The organism is Paenibacillus cellulosilyticus (assembly GCF_003182255.1).
Lineage (GTDB): Bacteria > Bacillota > Bacilli > Paenibacillales > Paenibacillaceae > Paenibacillus_T > Paenibacillus_T cellulosilyticus.
On record NZ_QGTQ01000026.1, the window covers coordinates 1 to 17904 of the forward strand.

The 17904-nt window shown below is 52.5% G+C and carries 14 protein-coding genes; 13 read left to right on the forward strand and 1 reads right to left on the reverse strand.

Features of this window, described 5'->3' with window-relative positions; translation table 11 throughout:
- Positions 1-287: 287 nt before the first annotated feature.
- The 7 genes from DFQ01_RS23545 to DFQ01_RS23575 all read left to right on the forward strand — a co-directional run bounded on the left by DFQ01_RS23545 (position 288) and on the right by DFQ01_RS23575 (position 11338).
- On the forward strand, positions 288-857 hold the full coding sequence (locus tag DFQ01_RS23545; protein ID WP_110046359.1) for a glycerol-3-phosphate responsive antiterminator: 570 nt from the start codon (positions 288-290) through the stop codon (positions 855-857).
- A 245-nt stretch (positions 858-1102) separates the two neighbouring features.
- Positions 1103-1927 (forward strand): HAD-IIA family hydrolase, encoded by an 825-nt coding sequence (locus DFQ01_RS23550; RefSeq protein WP_245946846.1) that lies wholly within the window; start codon positions 1103-1105, stop codon positions 1925-1927.
- A 30-nt stretch (positions 1928-1957) separates the two neighbouring features.
- On the forward strand, positions 1958-3346 hold the full coding sequence (locus DFQ01_RS23555; protein ID WP_110046361.1) for an ABC transporter substrate-binding protein: 1389 nt from the start codon (positions 1958-1960) through the stop codon (positions 3344-3346).
- A 258-nt stretch (positions 3347-3604) separates the two neighbouring features.
- Positions 3605-4450: a carbohydrate ABC transporter permease gene (locus tag DFQ01_RS23560; RefSeq protein ID WP_425452434.1), complete on the forward strand. Its 846-nt coding sequence runs from the start codon at positions 3605-3607 to the stop codon at positions 4448-4450.
- Between the two features lie 15 nt (positions 4451-4465).
- Positions 4466-5284 (forward strand): carbohydrate ABC transporter permease, encoded by an 819-nt coding sequence (locus DFQ01_RS23565; protein WP_110046363.1) that lies wholly within the window; start codon positions 4466-4468, stop codon positions 5282-5284.
- A gap of 150 nt (positions 5285-5434) precedes the next feature.
- Positions 5435-10585, forward strand: coding sequence for an S-layer homology domain-containing protein (locus tag DFQ01_RS23570; protein WP_146216919.1), 5151 nt, complete (start codon positions 5435-5437; stop codon positions 10583-10585).
- Positions 10586-10636: 51 nt separating this feature from the next.
- Positions 10637-11338: a hypothetical protein gene (locus DFQ01_RS23575; protein WP_110046365.1), complete on the forward strand. Its 702-nt coding sequence runs from the start codon at positions 10637-10639 to the stop codon at positions 11336-11338.
- Positions 11339-11410: 72 nt separating this feature from the next.
- Here DFQ01_RS23575 and DFQ01_RS23580 read toward each other — a convergent pair whose 3' ends face one another.
- Positions 11411-13363, reverse strand: coding sequence for an ABC-F family ATP-binding cassette domain-containing protein (locus DFQ01_RS23580; protein ID WP_110046366.1), 1953 nt, complete (start codon positions 13361-13363; stop codon positions 11411-11413).
- Positions 13364-13880: 517 nt separating this feature from the next.
- On the opposite strand from DFQ01_RS23580, the gene DFQ01_RS23585 reads away from it, so the two are divergent.
- The 6 genes from DFQ01_RS23585 to tatC all read left to right on the forward strand — a co-directional run bounded on the left by DFQ01_RS23585 (position 13881) and on the right by tatC (position 17848).
- On the forward strand, positions 13881-14519 hold the full coding sequence (locus DFQ01_RS23585) for a 5-formyltetrahydrofolate cyclo-ligase (protein WP_110046367.1): 639 nt from the start codon (positions 13881-13883) through the stop codon (positions 14517-14519).
- Positions 14520-14548: 29 nt separating this feature from the next.
- The gene (gene moaC / locus DFQ01_RS23590; protein ID WP_281272036.1) at positions 14549-15004 is read left to right on the forward strand and encodes a cyclic pyranopterin monophosphate synthase MoaC; all 456 of its coding nucleotides are present in this window, start codon (positions 14549-14551) and stop codon (positions 15002-15004) included.
- Between the two features lie 18 nt (positions 15005-15022).
- Positions 15023-15523, forward strand: a complete 501-nt coding sequence (locus DFQ01_RS23595) for a MogA/MoaB family molybdenum cofactor biosynthesis protein (protein WP_110046369.1) — start codon at positions 15023-15025, stop codon at positions 15521-15523.
- On the forward strand, positions 15513-16550 hold the full coding sequence (locus DFQ01_RS23600) for a molybdopterin-binding protein (protein WP_110046370.1): 1038 nt from the start codon (positions 15513-15515) through the stop codon (positions 16548-16550). Before DFQ01_RS23595 ends, DFQ01_RS23600 begins: the two co-directional genes overlap by 11 nt.
- Before the next feature lie 65 nt (positions 16551-16615).
- On the forward strand, positions 16616-16849 hold the full coding sequence (locus tag DFQ01_RS23605) for a twin-arginine translocase TatA/TatE family subunit (RefSeq protein ID WP_110046371.1): 234 nt from the start codon (positions 16616-16618) through the stop codon (positions 16847-16849).
- Positions 16850-17017: 168 nt separating this feature from the next.
- Positions 17018-17848 (forward strand): twin-arginine translocase subunit TatC, encoded by an 831-nt coding sequence (tatC, locus tag DFQ01_RS23610; RefSeq protein ID WP_110046372.1) that lies wholly within the window; start codon positions 17018-17020, stop codon positions 17846-17848.
- The last annotated feature ends 56 nt before the right edge of the window (positions 17849-17904 follow it).

Below are 17904 nucleotides of genomic sequence, written 5' to 3' on the forward strand. Positions count from 1 at the left end.
TGCTATTTATCGCGAAAGAATGCTGTCACAGGCAGCTTAGTAACGGGGTTTCTGTATGAGTGTGTTTTCAAACTGCACTTTTTTTGACAACTCCACAGCATAAGAGCGAAAAACCGCCTCTAACCAACTGTCGTGCGCCGATCGGGCGTGATAGGAGCGATAATCCGCCTCTATCCAATAAATGTCCCCCGCTCTCCCCAGTATCTACTCCTGTCCTTCCTCCGTTAATATTGTACGAACATTTCATCACTAGACTAATAGCAAATACGTTTAGGCAGGTGAATGCTGTGAAATCTTATCCGATCATTGCTTCCGTTACGAAGGAGGAGCAGTTCGCACATGTCCTTGAAAGTGATGTGGAACGTGTGAACCTGATGACGGGTCATATTGGCAATCTGGAGTCTTATATTACGAAGCTGCATGACTGGGGCAAGCAGGTCTATGTTCATATTGAGATGATCGCTGGTCTTGGCAGAGATGCGCATACGGTGGCGTACCTGAGGGACAAGTTCCAAGCCGACGGCATCATTACGACGAAATCCAACATTATAACAGCGGCGAAGCAGTCCAATCTGCGGACGATCCAACGTATATTCGCAATCGATACGGCAGCGATCCACACCGCTGTTCGTATGATTAACAATACCAACCCCGACGAAGTCGAGCTGATGCCGGGCTTGATGCCGCGCGTCACGCAGGAAGTGAAGGGCATGATCAAGCAGCCGCTGATCGTTGGCGGTCTGATTCGTCACGAGGAAGAGATTGTTGCCGCATTAGCCAGTGGAGCAGATTTTATCTCAAGTGGTGACCCCTTCATGTGGCGGCATGCGATGACGAGCAAGACGCGAGTCCAATAAATCGACATGAAGCTGCAAATTTACAATAACACCAGATGGAATTGATTTTCCGTTGACGAATGCCAACTATACTTCAATTGTAAGTTCCAATAACCTATTTCGGTTACTGCTCATTCGGTTTGAGACCAGGAGACAAACCCTTGTTCGGTAATGGGATACAGAAGAAATGACCGTAGCTAGCCGGTCTTCTTGCGTATTCCATTTCTTCGACAAGGGTTATTTTGTTTGGAAGGAGAGAGTCGCAGGTGAGGCCCATATTCGATTTCACAAGCTATCTATTCGATCTCGATGGGACGATCTATGTCGGGGGAAAGGCATTGCCCGGGGCAGTAGATACCATTCAAACATTGCGCGATCGAGACAAAAAAATAATGTTCGCAACGAACACGACCGTATATACGCGCGAGGAAGTACGGGACAAGCTGATCCAGCTAGGAATCGAATGCGAGCGAGATGAGATTGTGACGGCATTATCGGTTGCAGGCATGTACTTCCGCCATTACGCACCAGGTGCGAAAGTGCTGCTCATCGGCAGCGAGGCGATGACAGAAGAAATGAGGTTAAGTGAGGTCGATACGACCGTTGACCCCACGCTTGCCACCCATGTACTGGTCGGACTCGACCGCAGCTTCGACTTTGAGAAGTTGACCGTAGGGATGAATGCGGTTCGGAGCGGAGCGCTGCTCATCGCTGCCAATCCCGATCCGTTCTGTCCACTCGATACAGGCGTTATTCCCGATACATGGGCGCTCGTTCGTGCAATCGAGACCGCGAGCATGCTGCAGACGCATGACATTATCGGCAAGCCATCCCGTTACTACGCCTCCTATGTGCTGAATCAACTAGACTGCAGGCCAGAGGAATGCTTAATGGTCGGTGACCGATTGGAAACCGATGTTGAGCTCGGCAATTCGACGGGGATGTATACCGCACTTGTATTGTCCGGCGCGGATTCTGAGGAATCGATTGCTCGGACGGGCATTGAGCCCGACTATGTCTGGGCGTCAATCGGCGCTATCGCCGAAGAAGCTAGGCTTCAGCCTTCATCTCAGGTGAAGGAACAAATATAAGAGGTCCACTATTAGGAGGAGAGAATCACAATGAAGAAGCTCAGTATTCTGCTTGTTGCCCTAACTTTCGCTCTGACCGCTTGTGGCAGCAAGGATGACAGCAGCATCAGTGACAGCACGAAGCCGACGGAGACGTCGACGACGCAGGACACTACGAATACGCAATCTGAGCAAAAGGATACTGCGGCCGATCAGACAACGGCTGCATCGGACAAGCCGGTAAATCTTAACTTCTACTTCCCTGTAGCCGTGGGCGGACCGATTACGGGTCTGATTGACAAGCTTGCAGCCGATTTCAATAAAGAGAATCCAAACATCACGGTTACGCCAACGTATGCAGGCAACTACCAAGATACGATGACGAAGGTTGTTACGGCTGTGCAAGGCGGCAATTCACCAGACCTCGCTGTGCTGCTGTCCACGGAGCTGTACAGCCTGCTCGATATGAACGCACTCGAAGAGCTGACGCCGAAGTTCCCGCAAACGTATTTTGACGGCTTCTATGAAGCGTTCATGGGCAACACGAAGTCGGGCGACCAAGTATGGAGCGTACCGTTCCAACGCAGTACGATCGTTCTTTATTACAACAAAGATATGTTCAAAGCAGCGGGCCTCGACCCGGAGAAAGCACCAACGACTTGGGATGAGCTGCGTAAGGATGCTGCGGCGCTAACGGTCAAAGACAGCAAAGGCGCTGTAAGTCAATGGGGTCTCGAAATTCCGAGCACGGGCTATCAATATTGGATGCTTCAAGCGCTGTCGCTCCAGACGGGCACGAACATCGTGTCGAACGACGGTACGGAAGTATTTTTCAACAAGCCTGAAGTGAAAGAAGCACTGCAGTTCTACACGGATCTCGGCCGCAAGGACAAAGTTATGCCAGAGGGCGTCCTGGAATGGGCAACGGTACCGTCGGACTTCATCAGCGGCAAGACGGCGATGATGTTCCATACGACGGGCAACCTGACGAAGGTGAAAACGGACGCGAAGTTCGACTTCGGCGTTGCATACCTGCCAGCTAACCGAAGCTTCGGTTCGCCAACGGGCGGAGGCAACCTATACGTATTCAAAGACATTCCAGAAGACCACAAAGCAGCCGCTCTCAAGTTCATCGAGTTCCTCACGACGCCAGAGCGTGTAGCGCAATGGTCGATCGATACGGGATATGTAGGCACGACGAAGGCAGCTTACGAAACGGATTTGCTCAAAAATTATGTGGAGCAGTTCCCGCAAGCATCCGTCGCGCGTGACCAAATGCAATACGCTTCAAGCGAGCTGTCGACGCACCAGAACGGCCAGATTACGAAGCTGTTCAACGATAACATTCAAGCGGCGCTGCTTGGTACGATTTCGGCTGAGGATGCACTTGAGAAATCGCAGCAGCAAGCTGATGACATTCTGAAGCAGTTTAAGAAGTAATAGTACGTGTTCAAAAAGTTCGGTTTTCAGCACCGAGAAGGTTGGATGAAGCAGGGAATGAGGATCGGAGCGTAAGTGTTGTGCTACGTGAGAACCGGAAGTTTCTGCTGAATTCAAGATTCGATGTCGAATACACTTCCTGTGATGCTTCGTGATCAAAAGCGGACTTTTTGAACAACCTCTAATAAGCGAAAGAGAAGAGGGACGGCATTGATAAGGATGAGGCAGCTATTGCGAGGATACAGTTGGAAGGAAAATATGCTAGCTTATATGCTGCTGCTTCCATCGCTCGTATTTCTCGCAGCATTTACGATCTACCCGATTATAAAAGTTGTCGATTGGAGCTTCTATGAATCTGCGATGGGCATCAAACATTACGTCGGCATCAAGCTCTATGAGCGGGTACTCCATGATGATGTGTTCCTGAAGGTGCTTCGGAACAATTTGCTGCTGGCAATCGTAACCGTACCGGTTAGTGTTCTGCTCGCTCTCTATATGGCGATCTGGGTGAACAATAAGCTGCGGGGTACAAGCCTTATCCGTGCCGCCTTCTTCTATCCGACGCTTATCCCGATGATTGCGATCGCCAACATCTGGCTCTTCATCTATACGCCGGATTACGGGCTGCTGGACAAATTCCTTAGGCTGCTCGGCATCGACGGTCCCAATTGGCTTGGCGATCCGTCATGGGTGCTGGTCTCGATGATGGGGATGCTCATTTGGAAGGAAGCCGGCTATTTCATGATTTTCTATCTGGCGGGGCTGCAGTCGCTGCCGAAGGAAGTGTACGAGGCTGCGGAGATCGATGGGGTTAAGCCGCTGCGCAAGTTCGCGTCGATTACGTTCCCGCTCATCATGCCGACGACGCTGTTCGTGCTCGTCATTGCGACGACGAACTCGTTCAAGCTGGTCGACCATATTTACATCATGACGAAGGGCGGACCGAACAATGCGAGCAACCTGCTGCTGTTCCACATCTATGAGACGGCGTTCAGCTTCTGGGATATGGGTACTGCCTCTGTGCTGACGGTCATTCTGCTCGCGATTCTGCTGGTCGTTTCCATTCTCTATTATGGAATATTAGACAAGCGGATTCATTACTAGAGAGGAGCCGCGCATATGGCTGCACACCGTATTGTGAATCGCATCGGAACTGTCGTTCTGGCTGTCTTATTCTTCGTGCCGCTGCTCTGGGCAGCGATTACGTCCATTACGCCGTCGGAGGAAATCTTGACCCGGGTCAATCCGTTCGCGGTCGTGAAGCTATCGTTCGGAAACTATGTGGAAGCATGGAAGACGATCCCGTTTCCTATCTATTATCGCAATACGATCATTATTGTAGGAGGCATATTAGCTGCGCAGCTGGTCACGATGACACTGGCGGCATACGCCTTCGCAAGACTGCGGTTTATCGGGAAATCGGCGCTGTTCATTCTGTTTCTCGTTCAAATTATGATTCCGCCGGAAATTCTTATTTTTCCGAACTATACGATTATGAAAGAGCTGGACCTGATCAACACGAAGCTGGCGATCATGATTCCGTATTGGGCTACCTCATTCGGCATCTTCTTGCTTCGCCAGATGTTCAAGCAGATCCCGTATGAGCTGGATGAGGCTTCTAAGGTGGACGGATGCAGATGGTGGCAGACGCTGTGGCATGTGTATCTGCCTTCGGCACGACCAACGTATGTGGCGTTCGCGCTCATCTCCATCAGCACGCACTGGAGCAACTTCATGTGGCCGCTCATTGTAACGGATTCGGTGGCGAACCGGCCGCTGACGGTAGGCATCGCGATATTCGCGCAATCGTCGGAGACAGGTGCGCAATGGGGGCCGGTGACCGCGGCAACGCTGCTTGTTATATTACCGCTGCTCGCTGCATTCTTCTTCTTCCAGCGGCAGTTCGTACAGAGCTTCATGCATGCAGGCATTAAGTAGATAGTAAACAATCGAATATCAAATTTAGGGTATGAGACGATGAGAAACCCCTTTATGATGCGCAGGAACGCTTATTTGGCGTTGTCTTGATCGCTTCGTGAAGGGGTTTTTACGTTGTTCGTAACCCGATACGAGAGAGGGAGAGTAAAGGTGAAGAAGAAGTGGTCAGCGTGGATGAGCATGATCGCACTCGTCGTCATGCTCGGGAATGTCGCACAATCGGCAGCACTGCCTGCGAAGGCGGCGGCTGCAGAAGCAGAAGGATCGACAGATGCTGCGGCGGGATCGGATTCGACGACGCCGGAAGCGGGCAATGAGACGACACCTGCAGCAGAAGATACGGCAGCCGATCCGGAAGCGGAGGTGGATTCCGAGGGAAATTCATCTACAACCCCCGAATCCGAGGCAGCACCTGAAACGACACCTGATTCTGAGGAAACAATAGAGACTGGTCTGGAGGCGGAGCCAGAAGCGATTAATGCTGTAGCAGCGGAGCTAACAGAAGCAGCCCGGAAGACGATGGACGTTCGCAAGACATTGACGGCTCCAGTCATCGACGGCAAGTTTGATGAGTCGTTCTGGTCGGTAATGGACGCCGTAGAAGTGCCGGTAGGTGAAGGGCTGACGGCACCAGCGAAGCTGGGTCTGCTGTGGGACAACCAGTACTTGTACATCGGTATGGACATGACGGACTCGGCACTGATCTCGAGTGCGTCGGGCAGTTGGTTCGATCAGGACAGCGTAAGCCTATTCTTCGATCCAACGCTGCACCAATCGACACCTTACATTAACAGCGATATGCAAGCAGGCTTCAACTATGCGCCAGGCACGACGACGCCTACGTTCCATTTTGGCGCAGCGCTCAATAACCATGCGGCTAAGGATGAGAAGAACATCCTGCGCGCGATCCAGACGACGGATCATGGCTGGTCGCTTGAGGTTGCAGTTCCTTGGACGATGCTCGATATGAATCCCGTACAGCGAAAGCAGCTTGGCTTCGAGGCGGTAGCGACGGATCGTTTCAGCGATGATGCTGCATCAATCGGCAATAGCGCTTGGAGCGCTTATCAATCGAGCTCGTTCTGGAACGATACGCAAGGCTATGGCGTGCTGACGCTAGTGGATGACAACCCCGTATCGGGCAATGTGAATCCGGTACTGCTGCAAGAAAACTTCGATTCGTATGAGTCAGGCACCATCCCAGCGAACTGGATCTCCGATGTGAACAGCGGCAGCGCACCGTTCGGCATCGTGAAGGATGGGAATGGCAATGGCCGAATGGCATTCTCTGGTACGGCTTCGGGTAAACAGAGCCGTGTCACAGCGCCTGTACAATGGGACAACTACTCCGTTGAAGCAGACCTGCGCTTTGACAGTGTTCTGAACTCGGCAAGGTGGGCATCGCTTATTTTCCGCGGAGCGGCAGATGGCAAGAAGCCTTATAACCAAATGGCGATTCGCCAAAATGGTACGTATGAGGTCGCTTACCGCAAACCGGATGATTCGTGGTCGGTTATCGCCACCGGAACTTCTCCAGCGCTGACGATCGGACAGGACTATACGCTCAAGGTTCGTGTTTTTGATAACAATGTCAAAGAATATATCAAAGCGAAGGACGAAGCAGATTATAAGCTGTTGGTTGATAAAAGCTTCGCCGCCGACCTATTGTCGCGAGGCAAAATCGGCTTCCAAGCCGACCAAAGCTCCGTTTCCTTCGACAATCTGAAGGTCACTCGGATTACAGCCGACTCGCTTGCGCTGAACATGCCTGCAACGGTTGAAGCTTTGACGGCAGCAGTGCCGCTTACAGGTACGGTTGTTTACTCCGATGGCATTACGGAGGAACTCGCGATGAATCGCGTTCAGCTGTACGCATCGGATGAGTCGATTGCCAAAGTAAGCGGCGGTCAGCTATATGCGATTAAGCCAGGCACGGTCACGATGAAAGCCGTATTCGCGAATGCGGAATGGTCGCAAACAGTGACGGTTACGCCGTCGACTGCTCCTGTAGCGGTTACGTCACTGACACATGACACGGGTTATACGCTGGCGACGACGAACATGACGCTCGATCCAGCGACATTATCTTTTGCTGCAGTGCTCAATGATTTCACGACAGGTACGGTATCGGGCGCAGATCTGACATGGACTTCGACAGACGAAGCGGTATCGGTTGAAGAGGGCAAGCTTGTTGTGAAGCAGAGGGGCGTTCACACGATTACGGGGAAGAAGGACGGCGCTTCGGTTACGCTGTTAATCGTTGCGAAGGATGCAGCAGACGCAGAATATGTGCTGTACGAGAATAACTTCGACAATACGGCAGACGGCGCGCTCCCGACGGATTGGAAGCGGATTGAAGGAACGACGGCAAGTAAAGCGGCTGTCAAATCCGGTCTGTTCGAGATCGATGCGCTTGCTTCGCCGGACAACCCATCACGCGTGCTGCTTCCGGATTTCTTGAACCAATTCGGCAACTACAAGATCGAAGCGGACGTGACGAACACCGCATCGAATGACACAGCACGATGGAATTCCATCATGTACCGCGTTCAGAACAACAATTATCCTTATTATCAAATGGCGGTTCGGAAAGACGCGACAGCCGTCAACGGTGTGGAATTCGCAGAACGCACGCCGGAGAACGCTTGGAACGTGATGAACAGAGGCTCGTTCAGTGAAGCCATCAACGCGGACAAAATGTACCATTACACGGTCGTGGCGTATGGCAACCGCGTACGTGAATCGATCAACGACATGCTGCTGATTGATACGGCTAATGCAGGTGCTTATGCGAAGGGCGGCATCGGCTTGCAAGCCAACGGCAGCAAGATGAAGGTCGACAACCTTCGCGTGACGCTGCAGCTCGACGAGCTGCCTCCGCTTCCAGGTGATCGTTATGTCAATGTTGCGCAAGCAGATACGCGTATCTCGCTCGCACCATCGGTTGTGACCGATATTGCAACGAAGCAGCAGCTCGAGAGCTATACGGGCAGCGCGCTGCCAGCAACGGTAATCCTTCATGTGAACGATGATCTGAAGGTCGTTGCAGCAAGTGGCGGCCAAGCGATCATGACATTGGATGAAGCGCTGGAAACGATTGATTCGCGCATGATTCCAGCCTTTTACGTCGAGACCGAAGCTGCTGTTGATGCGCTGGTTAGCTATTTGAAACATAACGAGCTTGAGGATGCATTCGTGATGTCGGACAAGCCCGAGCTCGTGAAGCGCGCAAGGCTGGCGCATATGATGCTTCGCGGCATTGTCGATTACAGTAAAGCTTCAATCGCATCGAACGACGACCTAATGAACATTCGTGCACAGGCGACGCTTAACAAGGCGAAAATCGTTATGTTGCCGCAAGCGGCTACATCGAAGGCTAATGTAGCCTATCTGCAGGAGCGTACGATTGTTGTATGGACGAAAGAAACGGGAGCAACGAACGCGCAGGAGCAATATGTAAATCTGCACCGTATCATTACGGCAGGCTCGAACGGGATCGTGACGAGCGCGGTTAGCGAGGCGTTCCGTGCGCTGAACGTGTATACGAACGAGACGACGTTAGTCCGTAAGCCGTATATGATCGGACACCGTGGTCTGCCGACCGCTGCACCAGAGAATACGATTATTAGTAATGAGCTTGCGCTGGACGCAGGTGCAGATTTTATCGAAAACGACATTTATCTGTCCAAAGACGGCCATCTTGTTATCATTCATGACTCTGTATTGGAATCAACGACGACGGACGGTACGGGCTCGGTTGAGAGCTACACGCTGGAAGAGCTGCGCAAGTTCCAAATGAAGCAAGTAGCGGGAACGAACTATCCGGAAGCGCGCATTGCGACGCTCGACGAGCAGATCGATCTGGCAAGAGAACGTGGCGCCATGGTTTATGCAGAGATTAAGACGGCTACCCCTGCGGCGGTGGATGCTTTCGTTGCGCTGGTACGCGAGAAGCATGCCGAGGACATCATTAACGTCATGTCCTTCGATACGAACCAATTGGCACGGCTTGCTGCGCAAATGCCGGATATGCCGCTTGGTCTCCTGACATCGGGTTATGCAAATGAAAATGCAGTAAACAGCTCGCTGCGCGAGACGTTGAAGGTAACGCAGTACTATGACAGCACGTTTAACACGAGCTACAGCGGACTTGGTCCGAAGTTCATAGAGGCAGCACATGCTCGTGGGTTGATCGTTTCACCTTGGACTTATAACAATTATGCAGATTTCAAATCGATCTTCCTGCAAGGCGGCTTCGGGATCACGACGGACTATTCGAACTGGGCGAGCAAATGGGTCTATGCGGTTGAGCCGGAGAAGGTAGAGTATACGCTTGAGACTGGTAAGAGCCAAGATCTGAAGGCGACGGTTCGCAGCTATGACCAAACGCTGACGCCAGTAGAGCCTACTGTTGTTCTGTTGGACGACAGCGGTACGGTTACGGCGGATGCGAACCATATTACGGCAAGCAAAGTGGGCGTAACATATGCGCTGCTTCGCTATACAGCAACGATCGACTCCGATCATTATGATGTATATACGCAGCCGATCACGATTCGCGTGAATGCACCAAGCACGCCTGGCAATGGCAATAGCAATGGTGGCGGCGGCACTATCGTCCCAGGTGATGGCGGTAACAGCACGAACGATAACGGAAGCAGTAAGAGCAACAACGAGAACAACAATGAAGGTAATGGCAGCACGGAAGAGGGCACAAACAACAATGGCAGCGAGCAAGGCAGTGGTTCGGAAGGTACTACGACCGAGAAGCCTTCGTTCTCCGATATCACGGGTCACTGGGCATCTTCTGTCATCATGCTGGTTGCAGAACATGGCTTCATGAACGGTTACCAAGATGGTACGTTCAAGCCGAATAACAGCATCACGCGCGCTGAATTCATCACGGTAGTTGCTAGATTGCTGGCACTGCCGGACGCGCAAGGCAGTTCGTCGTTCAACGATGTGGCGGCAGATGCTTGGTATGCGAAATATGTGAATAGTGCGGTTGAAGCGGGTTGGGTTCAAGGCTTTGCGGATCACACGTTCCGTCCGAGCCAGAACATTACCCGTGAAGAAGCGGTAGTCATTCTTTATCGTGCCCTGCAGGACAAGCTTGTTTTGGCTGGTGGTGAGCAGCTGACATTCACGGACAGCGGCACAATTGCCGCTTGGGCACAAGAGGCAGTCCTCGCAATGACGTCGAATGGTCTGCTCGGCGGATATCCAGACGATACGATCAGACCAAAAGCGAATCTGACGCGTGCAGAAGTTGCTGCGATGATCATGAAGTTTTTAGGCTAGTTTGAAAAGGCTATAAAGGCAGCATAGGATTGAACGGCAGCGTTCAGTCCTATGCTGCTTTTTGACTTGGTGCCCGCTCCCGTAGGTGCAATTCTGCACCTACGGGAGCGGGCACCGGCGCCAAAGCTCGGTGTAGGTGCAATTCTGCACCTACGGGAGCGGGATCCGGCGCCAAAGCTCGATGTAGGTGCAATTCTGCACCTACGGGAGCGGATGTCGGCGCCAAAGCTCGGTGTAGGTGCAATTCTGCACCTACGGGAGCGGGATCCGGCGCCAAAGCTCGGTGTAGGTGCAATTCTGCACCTACGGGAGCGGGCACCGGCGCAAGAGCTCGTTGTAGGTGCAATTCTGCACCTACGGGAGCGGATGCTGGCGCAAGAGCTCGGTGTAGGTGCAATTCTGCACCTACCGGAGCGGGAGCCGGCGCAAGAGCTCGTTGTAGGTGCAATTCTGCACCTACCGGAGCAGATGCCGGCTTCAAAGCTCGGTGTAGGTGCAATTCTGCACCTACGGGAGCGGGCACCGGCGCAAGAGCTCGTGTGTAGGTGCAATTCTGCACCTACCGGAGCGGGATCCGGCGCCAAAGCTCGGTGTAGGTGCAATTCTGCACCTACCGGAGCGGATGCCGGCGCCAAAGCTCGGTGTAGGTGCAATTCTGCACCTACCGGAGCGAATGCCGGCGCCAAAGCTCGGTGTAGGTGCAATTCTGCACCTACAGGAGTCGGGGCCGGCGAGGCGTTCAAGCCGGGTTAAGGCGATCGGATCGCTCGCACATCAAAAAACGGTTGAGCATCCGCTCAACCGTCCTTCCTCATCACACCTTCATTACCCAACCAACGCTTCCCACTGCTCGTATACACTAGCCAGTTCTGCACGCTTCGCGTCGATACTAGCCTGAATTTCCTGAACGCGCACGTAGTCGTTGAACACTTCCGGCTTGGTCAGTTCGGTCTCCAGCGATTCGATTGCTGACTCTAGCTCGGCGATCGACGCTTCCAGCTGCTCCAGCTTACGCTGGCGGGTGCGTTCATCCCGCTTAGCCTGCTTATCCGCTTCATAAGAGGAGCTTGGAGCAGCGGCTTCTGCGACCGCTGTCTGTGTCTTGGCGCCTTTGCCGCTGGATGACGCTTCGGCAGCAGCGAGGGCTGCGAGTTCTTCCAGTTCCTGTTTTTTTTCGATCATATCGTCATAATTTCCCAGGAAATGTCGGCAGCCGTCAGGCGTTAGTTCGACAATTCGTTCCGCCATCTTGTTCAGGAAATAACGGTCATGCGAGATGAACAGCAACGTACCGTCATAGTCGATCAACGCGGATTCGAGTACTTCCTTGCTGAACAAGTCCAAGTGGTTGGTTGGCTCGTCAAGAATGAGCACATTCGCGCGATCAAGCATCAGTTTGGCCAATGCGACGCGTGCTTTCTCGCCGCCGCTCAGAGAAGATACGACCTTCTGCACATCGTCGCCGCTGAACAGGAAGCTGCCGAGTACGGTGCGAATGCGCGCTTCTTCTAAGTGAGGGAACGCGCTCCATACTTCCTCGAGTACCGTATTCGAGCCTGTCAGCGTTGCTTGCTCCTGATCGTAGAAGCCAAGCTTCACGTTCGAGCCCCAGCGGAATGAGCCGTCTGCGAGCGGCTGGCGATCGATTAGTGCCTTGAGCAGCGTCGACTTCCCGATCCCGTTCGGGCCGACGAGTGCAACGGTTTCTCCGCGTTCAAGCCGGAAGCTAATATTTTTAAACAGTGGCTGTGAAGCGCCCTCGAACGAGACAGAAAGCGAGTCGGCGGTAAGGACGTCCTTACCGGTCTGGCGATCAATCTCGAAAGAGAAGTTCGCCTTCTTCAGATCGCCGAGCGGCTTGTCGAGGCGATCCATTTTATCCAGCGCCTTGCGCCGGCTCTGTGCACGCTTCGTCGTGGAGGCGCGGACGATGTTACGCTGGATGAACTGCTCCATTTTCACAATTTCATCCTGCTGCTTCTCGTATTGCTTCAGCTGTGATTCGTACTCAGCAGCTTTCAAATCAATGTATCTGCTATAGTTGCCGGTGTAACGCTTCGCTGCATGCCGTTCAATCTCGACGATGCCTGTTGCCAGTGCATCCAGGAAGTAGCGGTCATGAGAGACGATTAGAATGGAGCCGCTGTAGCCGCGAAGGTACGACTCGAGCCATGTCAACGTTTCAATATCCAAGTGGTTGGTCGGCTCGTCAAGCATGAGCAGATCAGGAGCTTGCAGCAGCATGCGCGCAAGTGCCAGTCGCGTTCGTTGTCCGCCGCTTAGCGTGGAGATAACGGTGTTCGGATCAAAATGGCTGAAGCCCATGCCGTGAAGCACGCTTTTGATCCGTGTATCCATCTCGAAGCCGCCATTGCTGCGGAACCAGTCCGACCGTTCTGCATAGCGGGCAAGCGTCTCTTCGTAGCGCTTCTCATCGCGGTGCAGATCAGGATCAGCAATCGCAGTCTCAAGCTGGCGAAGCTCTTGCTCCGTATCGAGCAGAGCGCGGAATACCTCGCGCATTTCTTCAATAATAGTGCGATCTGAATGCAGGCCGCTGTTCTGGGCGAGATAACCGATGCGTGTTTCTTTCGCTTTATAGATCGTGCCGGAGTCGTAGGACATTTCGCCAGCAATTATTTGCAGCAGCGTCGATTTGCCGGCACCGTTCACACCAACAAGGCCAATCCGCTCGCGCTCTTGGACTTGGAATGTAATACGGGATAGAATCGGCGTTACGCCGTAGCTTTTGGATAAGTCAGAAACCTGAAGCAGCATATGGAATGATAACCTCCAATTCACAACATGGGTCGAAATAATAGTCGGTGAGGAATAGTGCAGCAAATCCATACCTATTCCTTAATTATACCTTCGCCAACCAATAAGTGTTGAAAAACTCACTTATTGCTTTATTCGAATATACGTAACCCCGAGGCCTTCCCTAGCAGGGACGGTTTGGGTGGATAGAGTCTATCGACAGTTTACCACATAAGAATTTATAAGTTTGCGGTGTAATTAGGAAAGAACAAATTCTTATTAGCGAAGTGAAACGGCTGCCGCCGTCTATTATCGGCGCATTGTGTTTCATTCTGGAGAAAAATAGGCCTATATAAAAGCTGAAAACTTGTATAAGCTTATATTTCGATAAAACCTACCTCTAAATGCGGTATCGATAAAGGTTTTTTGACATGAGAATGCTCGAATGCGAAACTAGCCTGCGCATTGGCGAAAGCTGTGCAACAATGGTAAACTAATAACGATTATGGCTGCAAGATTTGGTAGAAAGGGCTAATTCATGATGGAGCGTAATAACGGCGAGAAGCATGAACTGCGGATTACAATGAAGCGGAACCGGGAAGCAATAGAAGCAGTGCAGCGCATAAGCTGGTCGCAAGCAGCTTGTGAACGGATATCGAATCTATTGGTGGAAATCGGTGCATCAAGCGTCATGGTGTATGTTGGACTTCGGTCAGAACTGGATACAACTGCACTCATTGAGCACTGTTGGCGGAGCGGGATTGCTGTTGCAGCCCCGCGTTGCGAGCCGGATGGCATCACGATGACGCCCTACTGGATTCGCAGCTGGGACGAGCTTATGCCTGGAGCATTCGGCATTCGGGAGCCGAATCCGGCTGTCGCTGTGAAGTGCGAGGAAACATTTGTGCCAGATGCTGTCTTCGTTCCTGGACTTGCCTTTGATCAGGAAGGTGGAAGGCTGGGCTATGGAGCCGGCTTCTACGATCGTTATTACGACCGTCTGCTCAAGCTTGTGTCAAGCGAGGGCGACATGCCATTGTGGGCAGGCTGCTGCTATGAGACGCAGCTCGTCTCAGCAGTACCGATGGATAGTCATGATGCGCGCATGGATGCGGTCGTGACAGAGCAGCACGTGTATTGGAGCGGACGAAGGAGTAGATCAAGGTGGAATCGTTAACGCATTTCGATGAGCAGGGCAGAGCACGGATGGTCGATATTTCGGAGAAGGACGTAACGAAACGGACAGCAATCGCACGGACGGCTGTTACGATGCGGCAGGAGACGCTGCAGACGATTAAGGAAGGCCGCATCAGCAAAGGAGATGTGCTTGGCGTCGCGCAGGTTGCAGGCATTATGGCAGCGAAGCAGACATCGGCTTGGATTCCGATGTGTCATCCAATTGCGCTGACGGGCGTCAACATCGCCTTCGAAGATAACGGCAGCGATGAGCTGTTCATTGAGGCGACTGTAAGAACGACCGGCAAAACAGGTGTTGAGATGGAGGCGTTGACCGCTGTTTCGGCTGCAGCCTTGACCGTGTATGATATGTGCAAAGCAATCGATAAAGATATGGTAATTGGCCCGACGCGGCTCATAGAGAAGACCGGCGGGAAGAGCGGGGATTACCGGCGGAATGAAGAAGCAAGCGATTCGTTTAATTGATGTCAGGAGGAATTGTTCATGAAATGGAAAGTGGCGATTCTGACAGCAAGTGATAAGGGCTCGAGGGGAGAGCGCGAGGATACGAGCGCACAGGTCATTCGGGAGCTGGTGGAAGAGGAGATCGGTGGAGAAATCGTCGACTACCGTATCGTGCCGGATGAGCAGGATGAGATTATGGCCGCGCTGATCGAGATGACGGACTACTATAAGGCGGATCTCGTGCTGACAACAGGCGGGACTGGCCTTGGACCGCGGGATGTCACGCCGGAAGCTACGTTGAAGGTAGCGGATCGACTTGTGCCCGGTATCTCGGAAGTGATGCGCATGAACGGAATGAGTCGGACGCGCAGAGCGATGCTCAGTAGAGGTGTCAGTGTCATTCGCGACCGCTCACTCATTATCAACTTGCCAGGCAGCCCGAAAGGTGTTCAAGAGAGCTTGATGAGTGTCATCGATCAGCTCCCGCATGCACTTGGCATCGTATCCGGTCAAATTGGGGAACACGCCAATGAGCGATAATGAGGCAAACGGCAGACAAACCACAGTGATGCGCGAGATCCCGGTTGAAGAAGCGGTCGGAATGCGGCTCGCGCATGATTTGACACAGATTGTACCCGGACAATTCAAAGGGCGCAAATACAAACGGGGCCATCTTATTACTGAAGCAGATATACCAGGACTGCTCGATATCGGCAAAGCACATATTTATACGCTTGCTATTGGCGATAATGACTTGCACGAGGACGATGCGGCTCGTCGTCTAGCGGCAGCGCTGCAGGGCGAGGGGATCGCACTGTCGGAGCCGCATGAAGGCAAAGTTACGCTGAAGGCACAATTGACCGGACTTGCAGTTATTCCGCCAGCATTGGTCGAATCGATCAATCGGATCGGGGATATTGCACTGGCAACTGTCCGGCATCATACGCTCGTTCGGGAGGGACAGCCAGTCGCAGCGACCCGAGCGATTCCGCTAGTTCTGCCGAGGGAGAAGGTCGAAGCGGCGGAGAGGCTGGTCGAAGCCTATCGTCTAGCGAATGCAGACATCGCTCCTATCGAGGTTCGGCCTCTCAAACGATTGAGAGTAGGGTTGTTGACGACAGGCAGCGAGGTGTACAGCGGACGAATCGAGGATAAGTTCAGTCCTGTTGTACGTGCGAAGCTGGAGGCGCTTGGCTCAGAGGTTGTAGAGCAGCGATTCACCCCAGACGATCGACAAACAATTGTCAATCATATCCGTTCCTTGTTTGACAACGGTTATGATATGATACTAGTGACTGGTGGTATGTCCGTTGATCCGGATGATCGGACACCGGGCGCAATTCGGGAAGCCGGTGCACAAATCGTAAGCTATGGCACACCTATGCTGCCGGGCTCGATGCTGTTGATCGGGTATTTGGAAGGCGTCCCGATTATGGGACTGCCGGGTTGTGTTATGCATGACCCACATACCTCTTTTGATGTGCTGCTGCCACGTATATTGGCTGGCGATATCATCACGCAAGAGGATATTGTAACGATGGGTTATGGCGGATTACATGGCTGTTAGTACATAGGTGTACGATTTCTTCTTAGCAGCTTCATCATACAACATCTATTGAAGAGGTGAATGTAATGTTTAACGGTATCGGACCGACTGGCATCATTTTGCTCGTTGTTATCGCGCTTCTGTTGTTTGGACCGAACAAGCTGCCTGAGCTCGGCCGCGCATTCGGACGCACGCTGCGTGAATTCAAAGCTGGCGCTCGCGAAGTAATGAGCGACACCGAGGATAACAAGGCGAAGGAACGTGTGGAAATCAGCAAGGTCGAAGAAGCTCAAGCCAACGATAAACGGCTCCCGGAATAGTCGGAGCCGTTTTTTCTCGCACAGGAACCTGCCTCTATACGCGGTCGCTCATCCTATACTAGCCGCGATAGAGGTTTTTTCAAAATCCTAAGATCGTATACATAAGAAGCGCGTATCGTACCCGTCGAGTGGACAAGATATGCGTGCCAGGTTAAGGAGTGAGCCAACATGGCCGAACAACGGCAATCTTCCGGTCAGTCGGCGGCGGAAATGAGAAGCCGTATCCGCGAAGACGGACTGATGCCGCTGCTGGAGCATTTGGGCGAGCTGAGACGTCGGCTTTTTTGGACAATTCTCGTGCTTGTCGTCGGGCTCTGCATAGGGCTGTATTATGCGAAGCCGCTGTACAATTTCGTCATAACCGATGGGCCGATGAACGGCGTTGATCTGCATACGTTCTCGCTGTGGGACGGTATCGGCATGTATATGAAATTCGCGTTCCTCATTTCGTTGGTGCTTGTGCTGCCATTCGGCTTTTACCAGCTATGGGCGTTCGTGAAACCGGCGTTATCGCCGAAGGAGCAGAAGGCGACGTTGAAATATATCCCGTTCGCACTCATGATGTTCCTAATCGGACTTGCTTTCGCTTATTTCGTTATCGCTCCGATGGCGTTCGAGTTTACAACGTCGGTATCGCGAAGCTTAGGCTTGATCGAGACGTACGGCGTTATGCAGTACATTCAGTTTCTGTTCAATATTCTCATTCCGATCTCACTGTTGTTCGAGCTTCCGCTCGTCATTATGTTTCTAACGAAGCTGCGTATTCTTAACCCGATTCGGCTGCGCCGGATGAGACGGGTCGCCTACTTCGTCATGGTGTTGATCGGTACGATCATTACGCCGCCGGACGTCATCTCAGACGTAACCGTGGCGATTCCGCTGCTCATCTTGTACGAGATCAGTATCTTCTTGTCCTCGTCGGTCTATAAGAGGCAGCAGGCAGCAGACGCTGCGTGGGAGCGGGATTTTGATGCAGGAAGTGCAGTGAACGAGTCTTAAGTAATAGCTAATTTCAAAGTCGATTTGCAATAGTCCCCCTGCAGGGGCCGTTGCGG